Annotated in this window: 17 protein-coding genes and 1 tRNA gene; 8 read left to right on the forward strand and 10 right to left on the reverse strand. The window is 72.4% G+C overall.

The annotated features are described in order from the left end of the window. Positions 1-252 precede the first annotated feature (252 nt). The 3 genes from ettA to ACGFWJ_RS35755 form a co-directional block, all read right to left on the reverse strand. On the reverse strand, positions 253-1,917 hold the full coding sequence (gene ettA / locus ACGFWJ_RS35745) for an energy-dependent translational throttle protein EttA (RefSeq protein WP_387646603.1): 1,665 nt from the start codon (positions 1,915-1,917) through the stop codon (positions 253-255). Between the two features lie 219 nt (positions 1,918-2,136). After that, the gene (locus ACGFWJ_RS35750; protein WP_392956894.1) at positions 2,137-3,552 is read right to left on the reverse strand and encodes a Cys-Gln thioester bond-forming surface protein; all 1,416 of its coding nucleotides are present in this window, start codon (positions 3,550-3,552) and stop codon (positions 2,137-2,139) included. Positions 3,553-3,824: 272 nt separating this feature from the next. Then, positions 3,825-4,460, reverse strand: coding sequence for a single-stranded DNA-binding protein (locus tag ACGFWJ_RS35755; RefSeq protein ID WP_392956895.1), 636 nt, complete (start codon positions 4,458-4,460; stop codon positions 3,825-3,827). A 615-nt stretch (positions 4,461-5,075) separates the two neighbouring features. Between ACGFWJ_RS35755 and ACGFWJ_RS35760 the strand changes: the two genes are divergently transcribed. Then, positions 5,076-5,148, forward strand: a tRNA-Arg gene (locus ACGFWJ_RS35760). 129 nt (positions 5,149-5,277) lie between these two features. Here the strand turns inward: ACGFWJ_RS35760 and ACGFWJ_RS35765 are convergent. After that, positions 5,278-5,910, reverse strand: a complete 633-nt coding sequence (locus ACGFWJ_RS35765) for a TetR/AcrR family transcriptional regulator (RefSeq protein ID WP_392956897.1) — start codon at positions 5,908-5,910, stop codon at positions 5,278-5,280. A gap of 59 nt (positions 5,911-5,969) precedes the next feature. Here ACGFWJ_RS35765 and ACGFWJ_RS35770 point away from each other — a divergent pair, with 59 nt between their 5' ends. Together ACGFWJ_RS35770 and ACGFWJ_RS35775 are read left to right on the forward strand one after the other, a co-directional pair. After that, a complete protein-coding gene (locus ACGFWJ_RS35770; protein ID WP_392956898.1) occupies positions 5,970-6,527 on the forward strand; it encodes a GNAT family N-acetyltransferase in 558 nt (185 codons plus the stop codon). A gap of 77 nt (positions 6,528-6,604) precedes the next feature. Next, the gene (locus ACGFWJ_RS35775) at positions 6,605-7,429 is read left to right on the forward strand and encodes an enoyl-CoA hydratase/isomerase family protein (protein WP_392956899.1); all 825 of its coding nucleotides are present in this window, start codon (positions 6,605-6,607) and stop codon (positions 7,427-7,429) included. Positions 7,430-7,465: 36 nt separating this feature from the next. Here ACGFWJ_RS35775 and ACGFWJ_RS35780 read toward each other — a convergent pair whose 3' ends face one another. Then, a complete protein-coding gene (locus tag ACGFWJ_RS35780) occupies positions 7,466-8,683 on the reverse strand; it encodes an acyl-CoA dehydrogenase family protein (protein WP_387646619.1) in 1,218 nt (405 codons plus the stop codon). A gap of 148 nt (positions 8,684-8,831) precedes the next feature. Here ACGFWJ_RS35780 and ACGFWJ_RS35785 point away from each other — a divergent pair, with 148 nt between their 5' ends. Together ACGFWJ_RS35785 and ACGFWJ_RS35790 are read left to right on the forward strand one after the other, a co-directional pair. Beyond that, positions 8,832-9,440, forward strand: coding sequence for a TetR family transcriptional regulator (locus ACGFWJ_RS35785; RefSeq protein WP_392956901.1), 609 nt, complete (start codon positions 8,832-8,834; stop codon positions 9,438-9,440). Positions 9,441-9,592: 152 nt separating this feature from the next. After that, positions 9,593-10,789, forward strand: a complete 1,197-nt coding sequence (locus tag ACGFWJ_RS35790) for a glycoside hydrolase family 5 protein (protein ID WP_392956903.1) — start codon at positions 9,593-9,595, stop codon at positions 10,787-10,789. Positions 10,790-10,878: 89 nt separating this feature from the next. Here the strand turns inward: ACGFWJ_RS35790 and ACGFWJ_RS35795 are convergent, their stop codons facing one another. Continuing rightward, complete coding sequence (locus tag ACGFWJ_RS35795; RefSeq protein WP_392956904.1) at positions 10,879-12,903, reverse strand: M3 family metallopeptidase; 2,025 nt, start codon at positions 12,901-12,903, stop codon at positions 10,879-10,881. Between the two features lie 173 nt (positions 12,904-13,076). Here ACGFWJ_RS35795 and ACGFWJ_RS35800 point away from each other — a divergent pair, with 173 nt between their 5' ends. Then, positions 13,077-14,765: a bifunctional 3'-5' exonuclease/DNA polymerase gene (locus ACGFWJ_RS35800; RefSeq protein WP_387646630.1), complete on the forward strand. Its 1,689-nt coding sequence runs from the start codon at positions 13,077-13,079 to the stop codon at positions 14,763-14,765. Here ACGFWJ_RS35800 and ACGFWJ_RS35805 read toward each other — a convergent pair. Beyond that, positions 14,747-15,943 (reverse strand): PP2C family protein-serine/threonine phosphatase, encoded by a 1,197-nt coding sequence (locus ACGFWJ_RS35805; RefSeq protein WP_392956905.1) that lies wholly within the window; start codon positions 15,941-15,943, stop codon positions 14,747-14,749. The genes ACGFWJ_RS35800 and ACGFWJ_RS35805 overlap by 19 nt on opposite strands. Positions 15,944-16,197: 254 nt before the next feature. Here ACGFWJ_RS35805 and ACGFWJ_RS35810 point away from each other — a divergent pair, with 254 nt between their 5' ends. Then, positions 16,198-16,416, forward strand: a complete 219-nt coding sequence (locus ACGFWJ_RS35810; protein ID WP_392956907.1) for a heavy-metal-associated domain-containing protein — start codon at positions 16,198-16,200, stop codon at positions 16,414-16,416. 62 nt (positions 16,417-16,478) lie between these two features. After that, positions 16,479-18,728: a heavy metal translocating P-type ATPase gene (locus ACGFWJ_RS35815; RefSeq protein ID WP_392956909.1), complete on the forward strand. Its 2,250-nt coding sequence runs from the start codon at positions 16,479-16,481 to the stop codon at positions 18,726-18,728. Between the two features lie 27 nt (positions 18,729-18,755). Here the strand turns inward: ACGFWJ_RS35815 and ACGFWJ_RS35820 are convergent, their stop codons facing one another. From ACGFWJ_RS35820 to ACGFWJ_RS35830, 3 genes are all read right to left on the reverse strand, one after another. Continuing rightward, the gene (locus ACGFWJ_RS35820; protein ID WP_392956911.1) at positions 18,756-19,475 is read right to left on the reverse strand and encodes an SDR family NAD(P)-dependent oxidoreductase; all 720 of its coding nucleotides are present in this window, start codon (positions 19,473-19,475) and stop codon (positions 18,756-18,758) included. 475 nt (positions 19,476-19,950) lie between these two features. Further along, positions 19,951-21,240 carry a citrate synthase gene (locus ACGFWJ_RS35825; RefSeq protein ID WP_387646642.1) on the reverse strand — a complete coding sequence of 430 codons (1,290 nt, stop codon included), beginning with the start codon at positions 21,238-21,240 and terminating at the stop codon, positions 19,951-19,953. A 184-nt stretch (positions 21,241-21,424) separates the two neighbouring features. Then, positions 21,425-23,665 (reverse strand): ATP-dependent RecD-like DNA helicase, encoded by a 2,241-nt coding sequence (locus ACGFWJ_RS35830; protein ID WP_387646644.1) that lies wholly within the window; start codon positions 23,663-23,665, stop codon positions 21,425-21,427. Between the last annotated feature and the right edge of the window lie 104 nt (positions 23,666-23,769).

Raw genomic sequence — 23,769 nt, forward strand, 5'->3', positions numbered from 1 at the left:
CGATGCTCGCCACGCCGGAGGCCTGGCCACCCATCGAACATGAGCATGTCTCACCTCTTGTGCGGCGGGGACGGCTCCGGCAGGATCGGCGCACCCCCCCCCCCCCCCCCCCCCCCCCCGGGGGCCCCCGGGGGGGCCCCCCCCCCCCCCCCCCCCGGGGGGGGCCCCCCCCCCCCCGCCCCCGCGCCCCCCCCCCCCGCCGCGCCGGCGCGGGGCCCCCCCCCCCCCCCCCCCCGCCGGTGCGTCCGCGGATCAGCCGCGGGTGAGCTTCTTGTAGGTCGCGCGGTGCGGGCGGGCCGCATCGGCGCCCAGGCGCTCGATCTTGTTCTTCTCGTAGGACTCGAAGTTGCCCTCGAACCAGAACCACTTGCTGTCGCCCTCGTAGGCGAGGATGTGGGTGGCCACTCGGTCCAGGAACCAGCGGTCGTGGGAGATGACCACGGCGCAGCCGGGGAACTCCAGCAGCGCGTTCTCCAGCGAGGACAGCGTCTCGACGTCGAGGTCGTTGGTCGGCTCGTCGAGGAGCAGCAGGTTGCCGCCCTGCTTGAGGGTGAGCGCCAGGTTGAGGCGGTTGCGCTCACCACCGGACAGCACGCCGGCCGGCTTCTGCTGGTCCGGGCCCTTGAAGCCGAACGCGGAGACGTAGGCGCGGGACGGCATCTCGACCTGGCCGACGTTGATCCAGTCGAGGCCGTCGGAGACGACCTCCCACAGGGTCTTCTTCGGGTCGATGTTGGAGCGGGTCTGGTCGACGTAGCTGATCTTGACGGTCTCGCCGACCTTGACGGTGCCGCTGTCCGGGGTCTCCAGGTCCTGGAGCATCTTGAACAGGGTGGTCTTGCCGGCGCCGTTCGGGCCGATGATGCCGACGATGCCGTTGCGCGGCAGCGTGAAGCTCAGGTCGTCGATCAGCACCTTCTCGCCGAAGGCCTTGTTGAGGTGGTCGACCTCGATGACGACGCTGCCCAGACGCGGGCCCGGCGGGATCTGGATCTCCTCGAAGTCCAGCTTCCGCATCTTGTCGGCCTCGGCCGCCATCTCCTCGTAACGGGCGAGGCGGGCCTTGGACTTGGCCTGGCGGCCCTTGGCGTTGGAGCGGACCCACTCCAGCTCTTCCTTGAGCCGCTTGGCGCGCTTGGCGTCCTTCTGGCCCTCGACCTTGAGACGGGTCTGCTTGGTCTCCAGGTAGGTGGAGTAGTTGCCCTCGTACGGGTACGCGCGGCCGCGGTCGAGCTCGAGGATCCACTCGGCGACGTTGTCCAGGAAGTACCGGTCGTGGGTGACGGCGACGACGGTGCCGGGGTACTTCTCGAGGTGCTGCTCCAGCCAGTTCACCGACTCGGCGTCCAGGTGGTTGGTGGGCTCGTCGAGCAGCAGCAGGTCGGGCTGCTCCAGCAGCAGCTTGCACAGCGCCACGCGGCGCTTCTCGCCACCGGACAGCTTGGTGACCGGCCACTCGCCGGGCGGGCAGCCCAGCGCGTCCATGGCCTGCTCCAGCTGGGCGTCCAGGTCCCAGGCGTTGGCGTGGTCCAGGTCCTCCTGGAGCTTGCCCATCTCGTCGAGCAGCGCGTCCGAGTAGTCGGTCGCCATCAGCTCGGCGATCTCGTTGAACCGGTCGAGCTTGCCCTTGGTCTCCTTGACGCCGTCCTGGACGTTCTCCAGCACGGTCTTCGTCTCGTCCAGCGGCGGCTCCTGCTGGAGCATGCCGACGGTGAAGCCCGGCGAGAGGAAGGCGTCGCCGTTGGAGGGCTGGTCCAGGCCGGCCATCATCCGCAGCACGGTGGACTTGCCGGCGCCGTTGGGGCCGACGACGCCGATCTTCGCCCCGGGGAGGAAGCTGAGCGTCACGTCGTCAAGGATGACCTTGTCGCCGTGTGCCTTGCGCACCTTGCGCATGGTGTAGATGTATTCCGCCACGTGAGATCGCTCCGGCGTCGTCGTCGAGTTAATCGGCTTGCAGCGTTCCATTGTGCCGTAAGGCCGGTGCCGCCCCGAACGCGCTCGAGGGTGTGCGGCGACGGCGACCGGCCGGGCCGTGGCCGCGGGCGGCCCGGGACGCGAACGGCCCCGCCCCCAGTGTTGCGGGGGCGGGGCCGCCCCTCCCCGGCGGGCGGCCGGGGAGGGTCAGCGTGCGGGTCAGGCGCGGCTGTGGCGGCCGCGGCGACGCAGGGCGTAGACCGCGGCGGCACCGGCGACGACCAGCGCACCGGCGATCGCGGCGGTGATGCCGGTGCCCATGCCGCCACCGGTGGTGGCCAGCTCAGGAGCGGACGAGCTGGGCTTCGGGGTGGCCGGCGGGGTGGTCGGCGGCAGGCTGACGCTGTCGGTCTTGCAGTTCAGCACGCCGCTGAAGGTCTGCGAGAAGCCGCCCGGGCCGGTGACGGTGAAGTTGTAGGCGGTGTCCTCGGCGACCGGCAGGACGACGTCCTGGGTGGCGCCGGGCTTCACGGTGACGTCCTTGCCGCCGACGGTGAACTTCCAGTCCTGGTCGCCCTTGTTGGAGACGGTGAGGACCAGCGCGCCCTGCGTGCAGTCGACCTTGGCGGTGGCGGCCGGGATCGGGCCGGTGGGCGCCCAGGCGAGGGTGGCGAGCGCGTTGACCTTGACCTTGTTGCTGCCGGCCAGGATCAGCGTCTGGCTGTGCTTGCCGTTGTCGTCGCCGACGAACGCCCGGCCGAGCTTGATGGTGGCGGAGGCGTCCGCGTTGATGGTGGCGGTGCCGGCGTCCGCACCGGCCGGGACCTTCGCGAACAGCTGGTCGCCGTTCTTGGCGGTCTTCACCGCGGCACCGTTCTTGTCGACCAGGGTGACCCCCGCGTCGGTGCCCTTCTTGTCGAGGGCGACGGCGACGTCGGCGGCGCCGCCGCCGGTGGTGACGGTGATCGGGCCGAGCGTCTCACCGCTCTTGCCGGCCACCGAGCCCGGGTTGAGGGCCAGCGAGGGCTTGGGCTCCTCGGCGCCGCCCTTGGCGTCGGCCTGGGCGATCAGCCAGGCGGTGAGCTGCTTGGCCTTCGGGAAGTCGCTGCTCTGCCTGACCGCGACGTTCGGGTCGGAGAAGTGCCAGATCGCCACCTGGGTGGCCGCACCGGCATCGTCCTTGGTCAGGCCGTCGATCCCGGAGGCCTTGGAGAGCGCGGCCTCGTCGATGTTCGGGAAGGAGTGCTCGAGTATCCACTGGATCTTCGGGCCGGCCTTGGCCTTGACCTTCTCCGGCTGGGAGAGCGAGGTGGAGGCCCAGTCCGTCTCGTGGTACGTGGCGTTCTTGAGCGTGTCGTTGAGCAGGTCGATGCAGTAGACGTCCAAGGTGCTCTCGGTGCCGACCACACCGAGCGTGAACTGCCCTGCGGGGATGGCCAGCCAGTGGCCCGGGCTCACTTCGTGTTCGATCTTCTCGCCGTAGCGGACGCCGCCCTGCAGCTTCCCGGTCACTCCCGAGTGGCCGTCGGCCGCGGCGGCGGTACCGGTGGCGAGCAGCCCCGACCCGACGACGAGACCGGACGCGAGCATGACAGCAACGATGCGGGAGACAGCCCGCCCCTGCTTGTGGAACATGTGCGATCCCTCCGGGCGGCGACGTGCCGTTGGCAACCCGCCCCCTGCAAAGCGGCAACCCCCTGTGGCGCCGCTGCACGTGTGTGGACCAGACGCATCCTATTGACGCCGCCCGAGCACTCGGCGCCCGTAGCAAATCAGGACGATATCGTAGCTGTTTCGTTATCAAGGAGCGGACTGTCAGCGGGAGTTGATGAGTCGACATAAAGTCACGAGCCGCCGCCGCGGCAATCAGGATTGCACCGATCGGTGCCTCAGGTGCCCAGAATCCGTCAGTTCAGAACCTCCTCCGTCACATCCGAACCCCCCGGCCCCGCGGGCCCCGCGACGCCACCCGCCGCAACACCCGCCGGGCCGCCCGCACCGCCGCCGGCCGCGCCCGCCGCCGCATCGGCCTCCCGGCGGGCCGCCACCGCCCTGACGATCCACTCCGGCACTGCCTCCTCCACCAGCCGCACCTCCCGCGACCCGCCCCTCGCCGGGCCGCTCGGCCACTCGGCCGCCGAACTGCCCTGCACCGCAGCCGCCTTGACCTCCACCGCCCGGGCCTCCAGCCCCCGCTTGAAGACCGAGGTGCCGCGGGCGAGATCGTGCCCCACCGCCCGGGCGTCGATCTCCACCTCCGTACGCCGACTGCCCTCCTCTCCCCATTCGCGCACCCGCAGCCGCCCGCTCACCACCAGTGGGTCTCCCTTGTTGACCGAACTGACCACGTTGACCGCGAGCCGCCGCCAGGCCACCACCGTCAGCCAGGTGGTCTCGCCGTCCGCCCAATCACCGCGCTCCCGGTCGTAGCGCCGCTCGGTGGCGGCCAATCGGAAGCTGGCGACGGCCACCCCGCCGGCCGTCTCCCGGTACGTCACATTCGAGGCCGCATTGCCGACCATCGTCACCAGCGCGCCGTCCATTCCCCTGCCTCCGTTCTCCGGCCGCCGGACCGGCCGAACCGCTTTTCGCCGACGGTATTTCCGCCGCGGACAGATCCTCCTCCCACCGACGAATTCGGACCGGAAACTTCGCTTCCCCTGTGGAAAACTCGGCCCTGTGGAAAACCGGGATAACTCGCAAGAGTGAAATACCGGTGATTTCCTGTTCAGAATCGATCACTTGAAGTGACGCACCGGGGATCGTGTTCACGACAAGGCTCTCCGCACACCCGCAGGACACCTGCGCGCCACCACCGAAACCCCGAACGGGCGGGCGTCAACTCGCCCCGTCCATGTCATCCACCTGAACGAACCCCTAAACATGCCCCCACCCGCGGGCCGGTTCGGGGGATTGCCACGCCGAATGCATAACGGGTGGGGCGACAGCCCCGTAACGACTGCACAACGTCCGGCTCCAGGACGCCGCAGAACGCTGCGCATCAGGGCACTACCTGCGATTATCGGACCGCCCCGTGGAGGCCGACACACCCCTGTCGGGTCTTCGAAGTCCAGGTGGCGGAACTGAACACCCGTATCCTGTCCCGGAACATCCCGTCCCGGCGCCCAGGCCCGGCAAGCGGGCCGACGTCACACCCGGCCCCCATAGCTCAGCGGATAGAGCACCCGCCTTCTAAGCGGTAGGTCGCAGGTTCGAATCCTGCTGGGGGCACACAAGGCTCCGGCGACCCGCCGAGCAGCCCCACCCCCGGCCAGCACCCGGCCGGTCGCCGGCGCACCCCCGGCCAGTCGCCGACCCGCCCTCGGCCGGTCCCCGTTGAGCTCCCCGGTCGGCCCCGGGTCACGCCCCGTCCGGGCCCGCCCGCTCCCCCGTCGCCAGACCGGCCAGGAAGCCGTCCAGCAGCGCGCGTTGGCGCTCCGGCGGGAATTCGGCGGGCGCGAAGAGCGCCTGCACCACCAGTCCGAGCGCGAAGGACTGGGCCAGCGCGGCCAGGTCCGCGGCCGGCCGGTCGGCGGGGAGTTCGCCCAGTTCCTGCGCCTCGGCGCACAGCTCGGTCATCCGCCGCCGGCTGCGGCGGTAGCGCTCGGCGTGTTCGGCGGTCAGTTCGGGGTCGGTGAGCGCGGCGTCCCAGGAGCCGACCCAGATCCGGTTGCCGGCGGCGCCCGCGCCGTCCAGCGGCAGGATGTCGAGCAGCGCGGCGCGCAGCAGGGCCAGGCCGCGGGCGGTGGCGGCCTCGGCGGTGGCGGGGCGGTGGCGTTCGGCGCTCTGCCGGTCGAGGACGTCCAGCGCGTGCGCGACCAGCGCCCGCTTGTTGGGGAAGTAGTGGGTGAGCAGCCCGGTGGAGGCGCCGAGTTCGGCGGCCACGGCGCGCAGGGTGAGTCCGCCGAAGCCGCGGGCGGCGAGTACTCGCCAGACCGCCTCGGAGACGTCCCGGCGGCGTGCTTCGTGGTCTCCGCGGGCGGGTGGTGTCATCGCGCTAGGGTACCTACCAAACGTTTGTTATGTATGTCGGAACGCCGGAGGGGCCGCCCATGTACACCGTCGCACTCGCCGAGAACGCCGAGCTCCGCCCGCTTGAGCCGTGGCAGGCCGAGGAGTTCCTGGCGCACATGGACCGCGCCCGGGCCACCGTCGACCCGTTCATCCCGTGGGCCTCCATCAGCACCGACCTGGCCTCGGCCCGCGCGACCCTGCAGCGCTACGCCGACAAGCAGGCCGCCGACGCCGGCCGGATCTACGGAATCTGGCTCGACGGCACCCTGGTCGGCGGGACGATGTTCGTCCACTTCGACGCCAAGGGCGGGGTGTGCGAGATCGGCGTGTGGTCGGAGCCGGCCGGCCGCGGCCGCGGGCTGATCACCGAGGCGGTCCGGCACCTGCTGGACTACGCGCTGCTGGAGCGCGGCCTGTACCGCGCCGAGTGGTGGAACTCCACGGTGAACCCGCGCAGCCGGGCGACCGCCCAGCGCCTGGGCATGACCCTGGACGGGACGATGCGCAAGTACACCGAGCACCACGGCGAGCGCCTGGACCTGGAGATCTGGTCGATGCTGGCGCCGGAGTGGCGGGCGGCCCGCGAGGCGGCTTGATCCTGATCACATGGCCCGCGCCCGGCACGCTGTGGAAGGCTGACGAACCGTCCCTTCCCGCTATTCCGGAGGCCGTGATGTCCACGAGCACCGACCCGCTCGACCGCCCGGGCCCCGGGGACACCGAGCTGCCGACCGGCGTGGCGGGCCTGCGCTGCTGGGTGGGCGCGGACCGGGTGGCGACGGTGCTGCTGGACCGGCCGAAGCGCCGCAACGCGGTGACCGGCGCCATGTGGCGGGCACTGCCGGGCCTGCTGGCCGAGCTGGGCGCCCGCGCCGACGTGCGGGCGCTGCTGCTGACCGGCGCCGAGGGCACCTTCTCGGCCGGTGCGGACATCGCCGAACTCGCCGGGGTGTACGCCGATCCGGCCGCCGCGGACGCCTATCACGCGTTGAACGTGGCGGCCGAGGAGGCGCTGGCAGCATTCCCGCGGCCGACGCTGGCGGTGATCCGGGGCGCCTGCGTGGGCGGCGGCTGCCAGCTGGCGGTCGCCTGCGACCTGCGCTTCGCCGCCGAGGACGCCCGGCTCGGCATCACCCCGGCCAAGCTGGGCGTGGTGTACCCGGCGGTGCCGACCCTGCGGCTGGCCGCGCTGGTCGGCCCGGCCCGGGCCAAGTACCTGCTGTTCTCCGGCGCGCTCGTCCCGGCCGCCCGCGCGGAGCGCTTCGGCCTGCTGGACGAGGTCGTCCCGGCCGAGGAACTCGACTCCCGCGCACGCGAGTTCGCCCGCCTGCTGACCCACCGCTCACCCCAGACCATCGGCGCGGTGAAGGCGGCCCTGGCCGTCCCCGCAGCGGATGCCGCAGACGCCCTGGAGCCGTGGGAGCGTGCCTCCCGCACGGCACCGGACGTCCGCGAGGGCCTGGCGGCGTTCCTGGAGCGGCGCGAGCCCTCGTTCTGAACGGCCGGCCCCCGCTAAAAAGACGCCGAGGAGGCGTCAGCGGATGGGCGCGCCCGAGATGGCCCGGGCGATGACCAGCCGCTGGATCTCGCTGGTGCCCTCGAAGACGGTGTAGATCGCGCTGTCGCGGTGCATCCGCTCGACCGGGTACTCGCGGGTGAAGCCGTTGCCGCCGAGGATCTGCATGGCCTGCGCGGTGACGAACTTGGCCGTCTCGCCGGCGTACAGCTTGGACATCGAGCCTTCGGCGTTGGTGAACGGCCGGTTGTTGACGGCCATCCAGGAGGCCCGCCAGACCAGCAGCCGGGCCGCGTCGATCCGGGTCTTCATGTCGGCGAGCTGAAAGGCGACGCCCTGGTTCTCGATGATCGGCTTGCCGAACTGGACCCGGGTCTTGGCGTAGTCCAGGGCGACCTCGTACGCGGCCCGGGCGATGCCGATGGCCTGGGCGCCGACGGCGGGGCGGGAGGCCTCGAAGGTGGCCATCGCGGCGTTCTTGCCGCCGCCCCTGGTGCCCTCGCGGGCCCGGGCGAGGCGGGCGTCCAGCTTCTCCTTGCCGCCGAGCAGGCAGTGGCCGGGGATCCGGACGTCGTCGAGGACGACCTCGGCGGTGTGCGAGGCGCGGATGCCGTGCTTCTTGAACTTCTGGCCCTGGCTCAGGCCCTTGGTGCCGGGCGGGATCAGGAAGGACGCCTGGCCGCGCGAGCCGAGCTCGGGGTCGACGGTGGCGACCACGACGTGGATGTGGGCGATGCCGCCGTTGGTGGCCCAGGTCTTGGTGCCGTTGATCACCCACTCGTCCTTGGCCTGGTCGTAGACGGCGCGGGTGCGCAGCGCGGAGACGTCGGAGCCGGCGTCGGGCTCGGAGGAGCAGAACGCGGCGACCTTGACGTCGTCGGGGGTGCCGAACATCTGCGGCGCCCAGGTGCCGATCTGCTCGTCGGTGCCGTTGGCGAGCACGGCGACGGCGGCCAGGGTGGTGCCGGTGATGGCCAGGGCGATGCCGGCGTCGCCCCAGAAGAGTTCTTCCATGGCGATCGGGATGCCGACGCCGGACGGGTCGAAGAACTGCTGGGCGTAGAAGTCGAGCGAGTAGATGCCGAGCTTCGCGGCCTCCTGGATGATCGGCCAGGGGGTCTCCTCGCGTTCGTCCCACTCGGCGGCGGCCGGGCGGATGACGTCGGCGGCGAAGCCGTGCAGCCAGTCGCGGACGGCGATCTGGTCCGGCCCGGGGTCGAGCGAGAAGGTGGTCATGGGTCGGCCTCCATGGGACGGGGATGCGGGCCGGAGCGTCCGCGCCACTGCGCTGTTACCTCCGGTAACATGGTGGCGAGTCTGCTACCGATAGGTAACCGGTGTCAACGCCCGTCCCGGACCGCCCTGCACGCACGAGGAGCAGCGCATGACCACCGAACCCCGCCGCGAACAACTGCTCAACGCCGCCGACCGGGTCGTCCAGCGCGAAGGCCCGAGCGCCAGCATGAACGCGATCGCCGCCGAGGCGGGCATCACGAAGCCGATCCTGTACCGGCACTTCGGCGACCGGAACGGCCTGATCGGCGCGCTGACGGCACGTCACACGGCCGGACTGCTGGCCGCCGTCCGGGCCGCCCTGAACGAGCCGCTGGAGCGCCGCGACCGGGTCGAGCACGTGCTGGACATCTATCTGGCGGCGATCGAGGCCCGCCCGCAGGTGTACCGGCTGCTCACCCACCCCGAGCCCGGCGATCCCACCGGCGCGGGCAACGCGCTGGCGCCCGCGCTGCGGCAGATCGCCGAGGAGATCACCCGCGCCATCCAGCGGCAGATCGACCTCGGGCAGGACGGGCCGCTGCTCTCCGAGACCTGGGGCCGCTCGATCACCGGCATGGTGCTGGCGGCCGGCGACTGGTGGCTGGAGACCCGCCCCTGCCCGCGCGCCCGGATGGTGCAGGCGCTCGCCGACCTGTTGTGGGGCCGGCTCTCGGCGGCTGCCGACCTGCCGCCGATGCTCGCCATGCCGGAGGCCTGACCAGCATCGGCTGCCGACCTGCCGCCGATGCTCGCCACGCCGGAGGCCTGGCCACCCATCGAACATGAGCATGTCTCACCTCTTGTGCGGCGGGGACGGCTCCGGCAGGATCGGCGCACCCCACCCCTCCCCACCCCGCCGCGAGGTGCCCCGTGCGCGTCCGCCGCTCCGCCGCCGCCCTGCTGCTCACCGCCGCCGTCGTCCTCGGCACCGTCTCGGCCGGCCCGCCCGCCGACCACACCGACCGCTTCGACGCCCGCAAGGTCTCCGCCACCACCCTCCCCGACGGCCGCACCGCCTTCACCGACCGGCACGGACGCGTCCTCGACCTGCGCGGCTTCAACCTCGACAAGTACGACGAGACCACCGAGGCCGACCTGCGCGACCTCGCCTCGCACGGCTTCCAACTGATCCGCGTCGCCGTCTCCTGGGCCCGCCTCGAACCCGCCCCCGGCCGCTACGACAAGGCCCAACTCGCCCGCCTGCACCGCATCCTGGACTGGGCCGAGAAGTACCACCTGTACGCCGTCGTCGACTACCACCAGGACGTCTACGGGCAGTACTTCGGCGGCGGCGACGGCGGCGCACCCAGCTGGGCCACCCGCGACGACGGCCTGCCGTTCACCCCCGACCCGAACGACTGGTTCGCCGGCTACTTCCAGCCCTCCGTCCAGGCCGCCTTCCGCCACCTCTACGACGACCGCGACCTGCAACGCGCCCAGGCCGACCTCTACGCCACCGTCGCCCGCGAACTGCGCGGCCACCGCGCCCTGCTCGGCTACGACCTGTTCAACGAGCCGTTCGGCCCGGTGAACGGCGACCCCACCGACCCGGCCGTCCTCGCCGCCTCCGCCGCCGCCCTCGAACAGGGCCGGCTCCCCGCCATGTACCGCCGCCTGATCGCGGCGGTCCGTCAGGTCGACCGCGACGCCTGGCTGTTCGTCGAACCCACCGTCCTGGTCGGCCAGGGCGTCCCCACCCGGCTCCCCGCCTTCACCGACCCCCGGCCCGGCGCCGACCGGATCGGCTACGCCCCGCACTTCTACGACACCGCCGTCGAAGCCGGCCGGGACTGGGACCCGGCCGGCGGCTTCGTCGACGCCTACACCGACGCCATCACCACCTACCCCCGCACCCACCACCTCCCCGTCCTGGTCGGCGAATGGGGCCCGCCCAGCGCCGCCACCCCCGGCAACGCCGAACTGATCCGCCGCCAGGTCACCGCGATGAACGGCTTCGCCGCCGCCTGGACCATGTGGTACTGGTGCCGCGGCAACGGCGGCTACTGCGCCCTCACCCCCACCGGCGCACCGGCGCCCGGCTACGGCCCGGTGTTCGCCGGACGGTAGGCACGGGGCGCTCGGGTGCCCTCCGTCCTGCTCGTGCGTGGTTGCTCGCGCAGTTCCCCGCGCCCCTGTCGGGGCGCGGGTCCCGGCCCCTATTTCAGCCCGCGCCGCACCAGCAGCGGCTCGATCGAAGGCTCCCGCTTGAGCACCGCCCGCACGCACTCCATCGCGTCCCGGCTCCCGCCCCGCGAAAGCAGCTCAGCCCGGAACAGCTCGCCGCTCTCCCGCACTTCGCGCCCGCCGCCGCGGAACCACTCCACCGTCTCGGCGTCCAGCACCTCGGACCAGATGTACGCGTAGTACCCGGCGCTGTACCCGTTCGAGAACACGTGGTTGAAGTAGCCGGTCCGGTACCGCGGCGGCACCGTCGCCATCCCGACGCCCGCCTCGGCGAGGGCCCGGGCCTCGAAGGTTTCCGCGTCCTCGACGACCGTGCCGGCCGGCAGCGAGTGCCAGGCCCAGTCGAGCAACGCCGCCGCCAGGTACTCGACGGTGCGGAAGCCCTGCCCGTAGTTCTCGGCGGCCAGCATCCGCTCCACCGTCTCGGCGGGCAGCGGCTCGCCGGTGACGTGGTGCCGGGCGTAGTTGGCCAGCACCTCGGGCCAGACCATCCACATCTCGTTGACCTGGGACGGGAACTCCACGAAGTCGCGCGGCACTTCGGTGCCCGCGAACAGCGGGTACCGCACGTCCGAGAACAGGCCGTGCAGCGCGTGCCCGAACTCGTGGAACAGCGTCCGCACCTCGTCCCAGCTGAGCAGCGCCGGCTCGCCGGCCGGCGGGTGCGCGATGTTGAGGTTGTTGACCACCACCGGCTTGCGGCCGAGCAGCCGGGACTGCGGGACCAGTTCGTTCATCCACGCGCCGCCGCGCTTGGACTCGCGGGCGAAGAAGTCGCCGATGAACAGGCCCAGCGAGGACCCGTCCGCGTCCGTCACCTCGAACACCCGGGCGTCCGCGTGGTAGGCCGTCAGATCCGGACGCTCGGTGAAGCTCAGCCCGTACGCCAGGCCGGCCGCGAAGAACACGCCGTCCCGCAGCACCCGCTCCAGCTCGAAGTACGGGCGCAGCGCGGCGGTGTCCACGTCGTAGCGCTCGGCGCGCACCTTCTCGGCGTAGAACGCCCAGTCATGGGCGGCGAATTCGGTGACGCCGTCGGCCGCCGCGGCGGCCGCCAGCTCGGCGGCCTCGCGCTCCGCGTTGGCGACGGCGGGTCCGACCAGTCGGCCGAGCATCGCGTCGACCGCCTCAACGGTGCCGGCGGTCTCGTCGGCGACGACGTACGCGGCGTGGCTGTCGTAGCCGAGCAGCGCGGCGCGTTCGGCGCGCAGCGCGGCCATCCGGGCCGCCAGCGGGCCGTTGGTGTCCAGGCCGCGGCGCAGCGAGGCGGTGAGCAGGCGCTCGCGCAGGGCGCGGTCGGTGAGCTCGGCGAGTTCGGGCTGGTTGGAGAAGTTCTTCAGGCTGAGCACCCAGTGGCCGTCGTGGCCGAGCGCGCGGGCGTTCTCGGCGGCGGCGGCGATCGCGGTGCCGGGCAGCCCGTCGAGGGCGTCGGCGCTGTCCACCACGATGGCGCCGGCGAGCGAGGCCTCGTGGGTGTTCTTGCGGAACGCGGCGGCGTCGGCCGCGAGCCGGGTGTTGATCTCGCGCAGCCGCTGCTGGCCGGCCTCGTCGAGGCGGGCGCCGGCCCGGACGAAGGCGGTGTGGTGGCGCTCCAGCAGGCGCAGCGACTCGGCGTCCAGGCCGAGTTCGTGGCGGGTGCGGTGCAGGGTGTCGATGCGGGCGAACAGCGCCGCGTCGAGGTGGATCGCGTCGGAGTGGGCGGCCAGCCGGGGGCTGATCTCGGCGTCGAGGGCCTGGACTCCGGGGGTGGTGTCGGAGGAGTCCTGGTTCTCGAACACCACGCTCACCCGGCGCAGCACCGCGCCGGAACGTTCCAGCGCCACCACGGTGTTGTCGAAGGTCGGCGGCTCCGGGTCGGCGACGATCGCGGCGACCTCGGCGAGCTGGTCGGCCATGCCCCGCTCGAACGCCGGACGGTAGTGCTCTTCCCGGATCTCGGCGAAGGGCGGAAGCTCGAACACCAGGGTGCTGGGCGAGAAGAAGGGATTGTCGCTCATGTCCGCCGACCCTACGGGGCGCCGGGCCCGGGCGGAACACCGAATCCCCACAAGCACTGCTGACGTGGGCTGTCACCGGTACCGGCTACCGTCAACAGGTCCCCCGCCGCAGCACGAAGCCGCAACACGAAGCCGCAGCACGAAACCTGCCCGCCCCCGGAAGGAGCCGCCCCGTGCGATACGCCCTGGTGCCCGACCCGCACGGCCCGGGCGGGCGGCTGCGCCCGCTGGCCGAGGACGGTTCCCCGCTCGGCCCGGCCGAGCGGGTGCCGCGGCTGGCCGAGGCGGTCGCGGCGGTGGAGGCCGAGCACGCGCCGCGCTGGGTGTGGCCGACCGCCGACACCGCGTACGGCCCGCTGCTGGCCGCGCTGCCGGAGCGGGTGGCGCGCTGCCACGACCTGCGGTTGACGGAGGCGCTGCTGCTCGGCCGGGAGGGCCGGTTCGGTGCGCCGCGTTCGCTGGGCGCGGCGTGGGCGCGGCTGCGCGGGCTGCCGGTGCCGGCCGACCTGCCGGAGGGCGCGCTGCCCGACGAGGACGGCCTGTTCGCCCCGGACCGGCTGCAACTGCCGCCCGGCACCGATCCGTTGGAGGCCACGGTGGCCGTCCACGCGGAGCAGTTGCGGCGGCTCGCGGCGATCGCCGATCCGGCGGCCCGGTCCCGGTTCCGGCTGCTGGTGGCGGCCGAGTCGGCGGGGGCGCTGCTGGCCTGCGAGATGGCGTACGACGGGCTGCCGTGGCGCGCGGACGTGCACGACGCGCTGCTGACCGAGCTGCTGGGCCCGCGTCCGACCATTCCGGGCACGCTGCCCTCGAAGCTGTCCGATCTCGCCCTGGAGGTGCAGCAGGCGCTCGGCGCGAGGCCGTTCAACCTGGACTCGCACACCCAGGTGATCAAGGCGTTCGCCGATCGCGGCATTCAGTTGTCGTCCACCCGCTCCTGGGAGCTGAAGGCGGTCGACCACCCGGCGGCGGCCCTGATGGTCCGCTACAAGGAGCTGTCGCGGCTGCACGCCGCGCACGGCTGGGCCTGGCAGGCGGCGTGGGCGCGCGGCGGCCGGTTCCGCCCCGAGTACGTGGTGGGCGGCGTGGTCACCGGCCGCTGGGCGTCCCGGGGCGGCGGCGCGCTGCAGATCCCGCGCACCCTGCGCCGCGCCGTGGTCGCCGACCCGGGCTGGCTGCTGGTGGTCGCGGACGCCGCGCAGCTGGAGCCGCGGGTGCTGGCCGCGCTGTCCGGCGACCGCGGCCTGGCCCGCACCGCCGCCGGCGGCGACCTGTACGCGGCGCTCGCCGCGAGTGCCTTCCAGGGCGACCGGGAGAAGGCCAAGCTGGGCCTGCTGGGCGCGATGTACGGCCAGACGGGCGGCGGCATCGGCCCGCTGCTGAACACGCTGCGCCGCCGCTATCCGGACGCGATGGGCTACGTGGAGGCCGCAGCCCGCACCGGCGAGGACGGCGGCGTGGTCTCCTCCCGGCTGGGCCGGGTCTGCCCGCCGCCGTCGGCGGACTGGCTGGACCTCACCGAGGCCCCGGAGTCCGGCGAGGCGGGCGGCCGTTCGGCCCGCGCCCGGGGCCGTTTCACCCGCAACTTCGTCATCCAGGGCTCCGGCGCCGACTGGGCGCTGGCCCTGCTGGCGGCGCTGCGCCGCCGGCTGGCCGCGCTGCGTTCCGGCCCGGACCGCCCGCACCTGGTGTTCTTCCAGCACGACGAGGTGGTGGTGCACACCCCGGCCGACCTGGCGGACGCGGTGGCCGCCGAGGTCGCGGCGGCGGCCGACGAGGCGTCGGCCCTGGTGTTCGGCGACACCCCGGTCCGGTTCCCGCTCAGCACCGCCGTGGTCGACTGCTACGGCGACGCCAAGTGATCGGCCTGCGCCTCGCCGGGCCGGGTGATCAGCAGCAGCAGCGCGTCGTCGCCGAGTTCGCCGCCGGTGTGTTCCAGCAGGTCGCCGTAGAGGTGGGCGACGGCGGTGTCCAGGTCGGTCAGTGACCGCCAGCCGTCCTTGACCAGCGGGCCGACCCGTTCGGCCAGCGGGTAGAACGTTCCGGAGCGGCGGCCCTTGGCCTCGATCACGCCGTCGGTGCACAGCACCAGGACGTCCTGCGGGCCGAACGGGACGGTGATGGAGCGGGGTGCGCCGGCGGCGAGGTCGCCGAGGCCGAGCGGCAGCCACGGGTCGGCGGCCTCCAGCACCTCGGCGCGGCCGTCGGCACCGACCCGGATCGGCGGAACGTGGCCGAGGTGCACCAGGTCGACGTGGCCGGCGGCGCGGAACTCGGCGAACAGCGCGGTGGTGAACTCCCCGTCGGCGACGTGCCGGTGCATGCTGGCCTCGATCCGGGCGGCGACGTCCGGCAGCCGCTCCTCGTCGTAGGCGGCCTCGCGGAACGCGCCGAGCACCACGGCGGCGGTCTGCACCGCGCCGAGCCCCTTGCCGCGGACGTCGCCGACCAGCACCCGGGTGCCGTGCGGGGTTTCCAGCACGGAGTACAGGTCGCCGCCGATCCGGGCGGCGTCCGCGGCGGAGACGTAGTGCACGGCCAGCCGCAGCGGCCCGACGACCGGGTCGGGCTGGCGAAGCAGCGCCCGCTGGGCGGCCTCCGCGACCGAACTGACGGCCGCGAAGGCCTGGGCTCGTCGCATCCGCAGTTCGGCGACCCAGGCGCTGAACGCGCTCAGCACGATGTAGCTGATCGCCGCGCCGAACAGGAACCGGCTGTCGGACGGGGCGGTGACCCGGTCGTAGTAGCGGTTGAGGGCCAGCATCGCCAGCAGGCCGAGCAGGCATATCCCGAGCAGCTCGCGCGGTGTGAGGGTGAGCGCGGCGACGGACGGCACGACGACCATCAACGGCGCCAGGTAGGTGCTCGACCCGGCCAGCAGGTCGGCCATCGTCACCAGGCCGATGGCCATCAGCGCGGGTGCGGAGCGGAGCAGCAGGGGGATGTCCTGCAGGTCTGCGAGCAACGCGGCCCGACGCCAGGAGGACGGCACATCGCCGCTCCCGGTGGCCGGCGTCCGTTCCCGGCGTCGAAGTTGCACATTTCCGAACATATCGGACCGCCGTCCACCCCGCCCTTCTCGACCGGGCGGGCCTCGGCGGGCGGTCGGGCCGTTCGGCGCCACGGGTGGCGGCGGGTCGCCCGGCGTTACGGACGGGCGGCGGCCGCGGACTAGGCTCGGGGTCGGGCCGCTGGTTGCTCCGGCCGGAGAAAACGCCGGTCACCCCTGGACGGAATACCCCTGGGGGGTATGCTGTTCCTGTCGGTACAAGCGCGAGCGTCCCGGAGGTTTCCATGTCCAGCACCGTCACCTACAACGTCAGCGGCATGAGCTGCGGCCACTGCGAGAAGGCCATCAACGGCGAGGTCTCCGTCCTTGCGGGCGTCACCGCGGTCTCCTCCGACTCCAAGGCCGGCACCGTCACCGTGACCGCCGAGTCCCCGGTCAGCGACGAGCAGATCGCCGCCGCCGTGGACGAGGCCGGCTACGAGCTGGTCGGCCGGGCCGCCTGACCCGCCGCCGGGGGTGGGCCGCGTAGCCCGCCCCCGCGCCGCCGCCGAGAAAGAACGAGCCGATGAGCACCACCACCGATCCCGCCGCCCCCGCCGGGCCCCGGGAGCGCGTCGAACTGGCGATCGGCGGTATGACCTGCGCGTCCTGCGCCGCCCGGATCGAGAAGAAGCTGAACCGGATCGACGGCGTCGAGGCCAGCGTCAACTTCGCGACCGAGAAGGCCCGGGTGGACTTCGGCCCCGGCACCAGCGTCGCCGACCTGATCGCCACCGTGGAGAAGACCGGCTACACCGCCGAACTCCCGCCGGCCCCCGAGCCCGAGCCGGAGGCTCCCGCGCCGGAGCCCGACCCCCTGCGCGAACGGCTGCTGATCAGCGCCGTGCTCAGCCTCCCGGTGGTGCTGCTCTCGATGGTCCCGGCGCTCCAGTTCGACAACTGGCAGTGGCTGTCCTTCGCCCTCACCGGCCCCGTCGTCGTCTACGGCGGATGGCCGTTCCACCGCGCCGCCTGGACCAACGCCAAGCACGGCGCCGCCACCATGGACACCCTGGTCTCGCTCGGCACCCTCGCGGCCTTCGGCTGGTCGGTGTGGGCGCTGTTCTGGGGGCACGCCGGGATGCCCGGCATGCGGCACTCCTTCGCCTTCACCGTCGACCGCACCGCCGCCTCCTCCACCCTGTACCTGGAGACCGCCGCCGCCGTCACCACCCTGATCCTGCTCGGCCGCTGGCTGGAGGCCCGCTCCAAGCGCCGCGCCGGCGCCGCCCTGCACGCCCTGCTCGACCTCGGCGCCAAGGATGTGACGGTGCTGCGCGGCGGCCGCGAGACCCGCGTCCCGATCGACCGGCTCGCGGTCGGCGACCGGTTCGTGGTCCGTCCCGGCGAGAAGATCGCCACCGACGGCACCGTGGTCGAGGGCAGCTCCGCCGTGGACGCCTCGATGCTGACCGGCGAGTCCGTGCCCGTCGAGGTCGCCGTCGGCGACCTCGTCACCGGCGCGACCGTCAACGCCGGCGGCCGGCTGGTGGTCGAGGCCACCCGGGTCGGCGCGGACACCCAGCTCGCCCGGATGGCCAAGCTCGTCGAGGACGCGCAGAACGGAAAGGCCGCAGCCCAGCGCCTCGCCGACCGGATCTCCGCCGTCTTCGTGCCCGCCGTCATCCTGATCGCCCTCGCCACCCTGGTCGGGTGGCTGCTGGTCACCGACAGCCCCACCGAGGCGTTCACCGCCGCCGTCGCGGTCCTGATCATCGCCTGCCCCTGCGCCCTCGGCCTGGCCACCCCGACCGCCCTGATGGTCGGCACCGGCCGCGGCGCCCAGCTCGGCATCCTGATCAAGGGCCCCGAGGTCCTGGAGAACACCCGCAAGGTCGACACCGTCGTCCTCGACAAGACCGGCACCGTCACCACCGGCCGCATGACCCTCACCGCCGTCCACACCGCCGAGGGCACCACCGCGGACGAGGCGCTGCGGCTGGCCGGCGCGCTGGAGCACGCCTCCGAGCACCCCATCGCCCAGGCCGTCGCCGCCGCCGCGCAGGAGAAGTTCGGCGAGCTGAAGCCGGTCGAGAGCTTCGAGAACGTCCCCGGCCTGGGCGTGCGGGGCACCGTCGAGGGCCACCAGGTGCTGGCCGGACGCGCCGCGCTGCTCGCCGGCACCCCCCTGCCGCCCGCCCTCGCCGACGCCAGGGCCGCCGCCGAACGGGCCGGCCGCACCGCCGTCACCGTCGCCTGGGACGGCGCGGCGCGCGCCGTGCTGGAGGTCGCGGACGCGGTGAAGCCGACCAGCGCCGAGGCGATCGCCGAACTGCGGGCGCTGGGCCTGCGTCCGGTGCTGCTGACCGGCGACAACAGGCTGGTGGCCGAATCGGTGGCGGCCGAGGTCGGCATCCCCACCGAGGACGTGATCGCCGAGGTGCTGCCCGCGGACAAGGTCGCCACCGTCCGGCGCCTCCAGGCCGAAGGACGCACCGTGGCCATGGTCGGCGACGGCGTCAACGACGCGGCCGCCCTCGCCCAGGCCGACCTGGGCCTGGCCATCGGCACCGGCACCGACGCCGCCATCGAGGCCGCCGACCTGACCCTGGTCCGCGGCGACCTCCGCTCCGCGGCGGACGCGATCCGGCTCTCGCGGCGGACCCTCGCCACCATCAAGGGCAACCTGTTCTGGGCCTTCGCCTACAACGTCGCCGCCCTGCCGCTGGCCGCCACCGGCCTGCTCAACCCGATGATCGCGGGCGCCGCGATGGCCTTCTCCTCGGTCTTCGTGGTCACCAACAGCCTGCGGCTGCGCCGCTTCCAGCCGGCCTGAGCACCGGCCTGAGCACCGGCCGCCCGGTCAACGGCCGAGCAGTTCACCGCCGTTGCAGTGCAGGATCTCGCCGGTGATGAACCCGGCCTCCTCGGAGGCGAGGAAGCACACGGCGGCGGCGACCTCCCCGGACTCGCCGATCCGGCCGAGCAGAGTGCGCGCCGAGCGGCGGGCGACCTCCGCCTCGTCCAGGCGCGGCCCGAAGAACTCGGTGCCCGCCACCGTGCCGGGCGCCACGATGTTGGCGGTGATCCCGGACGGACCGAGCTGGGCGGCCAGGAAGTTGTTCCAGGCGTGCAGCGAGGCCTTCGCCGCCCCGTACGAGCCGGCGCCGCGCAGCGCGGCGATCGAGGAGACGGTGATGACCCGGCCGGAGCCGGGGGTGAGCCGGTCGCGGACGGACTCGGTGAGCAGCACGGCGGTGAGCACGTTGCGTTCGAAGTCGCCGCGCCAGCGGGCCAGTACGGCGTGCGGGCCGGCGCCGAACACCGTCTCCCGGCTGCCGGCGTTGTTGACCAGCACGTCGATCCGGGCGGGCAGTTCGGCCAGGGCGGCCTCCACGGCGTCCGGGTCGGCGAGGTCGCACACCAACGGGGTGACGTTGGGGCCGAGTTCGGCGGCGGCGTGGTCGAGGACGCCGGGACGGCGGCCGACGATCACCACCCGCTCGCCGGCCTCGGCGAAGCGCCGGGCCACCTCGAGGCCGATGCCGGTTCCTCCACCGGTGACAACAACGTTCCTGGCCATAGCGGACTCCCTCCCTGACCGTTCACCGCTCAGCGGATGGCAGGCGGTCCGTACCGGATTGCCACGATTCCTATCACGCTGGGTTGCGGTGTCTGCGGGGTGGGTGACGTCGCGCGCTCACCGTGCGGTGTGATATGCGCTCCGCCGTCCGGGTGCGCGGATGCACACGGAGAGTGGAGAGAGGCAACTCACACCCCCCTGGCGTAACTCTGCGCCCCCTGTTACGTCTTACCTTTTGTAGAGCGGGGCTCCGGCGGGCCCCGGACGGTCGTCGATTCGTCGACGGCCCTCGCGCACGGCGCCGGGCCGGATCCGGGAGCCCGGGGATTGCTTTGAGCGGCCGTTCCCCACCCGGGGTCCGTCCCGGGCGCCGTGCGCCCCAACAACCAGCACCGCGGCATCGAAAAAGGGGCCCGGCCCCGGCCTCCCTCATCGGGAGGCCGGGGCCGGGCCCCTTCGTTCGGTCGCGGCTCGCTCAGCGGCCGTCGAGCGGCACGTAGTCGCGGATCTCGACGCCGGTGTAGATCTGCCGCGGGCGGCCGATCCGGCTGGTCGGGTCCTTGATCATCTCGTGCCAGTGGGCGATCCAGCCGGGCAGCCGGCCGAGCGCGAACAGCACGGTGAACATGCTGGTCGGGAAGCCCATCGCGCGGTAGATCAGACCCGTGTAGAAGTCCACGTTCGGGTAGAGGCGACGCGAGACGAAGAAGTCGTCCTTGAGCGCGTGCTCCTCCAGCTTGAGGGCGATCTCCAGCAGCTCGTCGGACTTGCCGAGCTGGGCCAGCACCTCGTGGGCGAGCACCTTGACCTGCGCGGCGCGCGGGTCGAACGCCTTGTAGACGCGGTGGCCGAAGCCCATCAGCTTGACGCCGTCCTCGCGGTTCTTCACCTTGCGGATGAAGGCGTCGACGTCGCCGCCGTCGTTCTTGATCTGCTCCAGCATCTCCAGCACGGCCTGGTTGGCGCCGCCGTGCAGCGGGCCCCAGAGCGCCGAGATGCCCGCCGAGATCGAGGCGAACAGGTTGGCGTGCGAGGAGCCGACCAGGCGCACCGTCGAGGTGGAGCAGTTCTGCTCGTGGTCGGCGTGCAGGATGAGCAGCTTGTCCAGGGCGTTGACCACGACCGGGTTCAGCTCGTAGTCCTCGGCCGGGACGGCGAAGGTCATCCGCAGGAAGTTCTCGACGTAGCCGAGGTCGTTGCGCGGGTAGACGAAGGGCTGGCCCATCGCCTTCTTGTACGCGTACGCCGCGATCGTCGGCAGCTTCGCCAGCAGGCGCACCGTCGACAGGTGGCGCTGGTCCGCGTCGAACGGGTTGTGGCTCTCCGGGTAGAAGGTGGAGAGCGCGCCGACCACCGAGGACAGCATCGCCATCGGGTGGGCGTCCCGCGGGAAGCCCTGGAAGAAGCGCTTGACGTCCTCGTGCAGCAGGGTGTGCTGGGTGATCTCGTTGCTGAACGTCGCCAACTCGCCCGCGTTCGGCAGCTCGCCGTTGATCAGCAGGTAGGCGGTCTCGATGAAGTTGGCCTCGCCGGCCAGCTGCTCGATCGGGTAGCCGCGGTAGCGCAGGATGCCGGCGTCACCGTCAATGAAGGTGATCGCGGACTTGTTGGCGGCGGTGTTGCCGAAACCGTTGTCCAGGGTGACCAGGCCGGTCTGCGGAAGCAGCTTCGAGATGTCGAAGCCGGCGTTGCCCGCAGTGCTCTCGACGACGGGGTACTCGTACTCGCCGTCCTGGTACCGCAGTACTACCGATTTGTCGCTCACGTCTTCCTCACCGACGAAATTGATCCTCATCCGACTGCCCTGACTGTCTCAACGATCCCGCATCCGAAGGACGGCCGCGCACCGGGGGTGACCCGGGAAAGGACCAGGGCCTACAAACTCTGCTGCCGCAGCCGGTGTGAACCGGACAAGATCGGCACCAGACCAGGTTCCGCCCTAAATCTCTTCACGTCAAGACAACCTCTGCCCGTACCGTACCCCCTGAACCACGCCCCGAGGCCAATCTGTGGTCCAGCGCGGAGTGCCGCCGCCCGGCGCTCACCGCCCGCACCGCCTGCCCGATCGCCTTCCGCGACCCCACCAGGACCACCAGCTTCTTCGCCCGCGTCACCGCGGTGTACAGCAGATTGCGCTGAAGCATCGGCCACGCCGACATCGTGACGGGAATCACCACCGCCGGGTACTCGCTGCCCTGAGAACGGTGGATCGTCACCGCGTACGCGTGCGCCAACTCGTCGAGTTCGTCGAAGTCGTACGGGATCTCCTCGTCCTCGTCGGTCATCACCGTCAGTCGCTGATCGTCCACACTGAGCGAGGTCACGACGCCCACTGTGCCGTTGAAGACGCCGCTGCGCCCCTTGTCGTAGTTGTTCCGGATCTGCGTCACCTTGTCGCCGACCCGGAACGTCCGCCCGCCGAAACGCCGTTCGGGCAGGCCCTCGCGGGCCGGCGTGACCGCCGACTGGAGCAGCGTGTTCAGCGCGCCCGCCCCCGCCGGGCCGCGGTGCATCGGTGCCAGCACCTGAACGTCGCGCCGCGGGTCCAGACCGAAGCGCTGCGGGATGCGGCGGGCCACCACGTCCACCGTCAGGCCCGCCGCGCGCTCCGTGTCGTCCTCCGCGAACAGGAAGAAGTCCGGCAGGCCGTCGGTCAGCGGCGGCAGGCCCTCGTTGATCCGGTGCGCGTTCACCACCACACCCGACTGCTGGGCCTGCCGGAAGATCCGGGTCAGCCGCACCGACGGGATAGGGCTGCCAGGCGACAGGAGGTCACGCAGCACCTCGCCGGCACCCACCGACGGCAGCTGGTCCACGTCCCCCACGAACAGCAGGTGCGCACCCGGCGCGACCGCCTTGACCAGCTTGTTCGCCAGGATCAGATCCAGCATCGACGCCTCGTCCACCACCACCAGGTCCGCGTCCAACGGCCGGTCCCGGTCGTACGCGGCGTCCCCGCCCGGCTTCAGCTCCAACAGCCGGTGCACGGTGGACGCCTCCGCGCCGGTCAGCTCCGCCAGCCGCTTCGCCGCCCGCCCCGTCGGCGCCGCCAGCACCACCTTCGCCCGCTTCGCCAGCGCCAACTGCACGATCGACTTCACCGTGAACGACTTGCCGCAGCCCGGGCCGCCGGTCAGCACCGCGACCCGCTCGGTGAGCGCCAGCCGCACCGACTGCTCCTGCTCCGGGGCGAGCTCCGCACCCGTGCGCTTCGCCAGCCAGCTCAGCGCGGCCGGCCAGTCCACCCCCCGGAACCACGGCAGCCGATCCTCCTCGGCCCGCAACAGCCGCAGCAACTGGCCCGCCAGCGAGATCTCCGCCCGGTGGAACGGCACCAGATACACCGCGGTGACCTCCAGCCCGTCCCCGCCCGGCAGCCGCTCGCGCACCACACCCTCCGCCGCGACCAGCTCCGCCAGGCAGTCGATCACCAGCCCCACATCCACCTGCAGCAGCTTCACCCCGTCCGCGATCAGCCGCTCCTCCGGCAGATAACAGTGCCCCTGGTCGGTGGACTGCGACAGCGCGTACTGCAGGCCCGCCTTCACCCGCTCCGGCGAATCGTGCGGAATACCCACCGCCTGCGCGATCCGGTCCGCCGTCAGGAACCCGATGCCCCACACATCCGCAGCCAGCCGGTACGGCTGGTTCTTCACCACCCCGATCGACGCGTCCGCGTACTGCTTGTAGATCCGCACCGCCAGCGACGTCGACACCCCGACGCTCTGCAGGAAGACCATTACCTCCTTGATGGACTTCTGCTCCTCCCACGCCTTGGCGATCATCTTCGTCCGCTTCGGCCCCAGCCCCGGCACCTCGATCAGCCGCTTCGGCTCGTTCTCGATCACCTCCAGGGTCTCCACCCCGAAGCGCTCCACGATCCGCTCCGCGAACCGCGGCCCGATCCCCTTGATCAACCCCGAACCCAAGTACCGCTGAATGCCCTGCACGGTGGCCGGCAGCACCGTCGTGTAGTTCTCCACCGTGAACTGCCGCCCGTACTGCGGATGCGACCCCCACCGCCCGAACAACCGCAGGCTCTCCCCCACCTGCGCCCCGAGCAGCGCCCCCACCACCGTCAACAGATCATTCGCCCCACGCCCGGTGTCCACCCGCGCCACCGTGTACCCCGTGTCCTCATTGGCGTACGTGACCCGCTCCAGGACCCCCTCCACCTGCGCCAACTGCAACGGACACCTCACCCACAATCAGGACACATCGCACCGACGAACCTACCGCGCCCCACTGACACCCCTGACTCTCGCGCCCCGACAGGGGCGCTGGGGGTCCCCCC

It is taken from the genome of Kitasatospora sp. NPDC048407, assembly GCF_043200475.1.
Lineage (GTDB): Bacteria > Actinomycetota > Actinomycetes > Streptomycetales > Streptomycetaceae > Kitasatospora.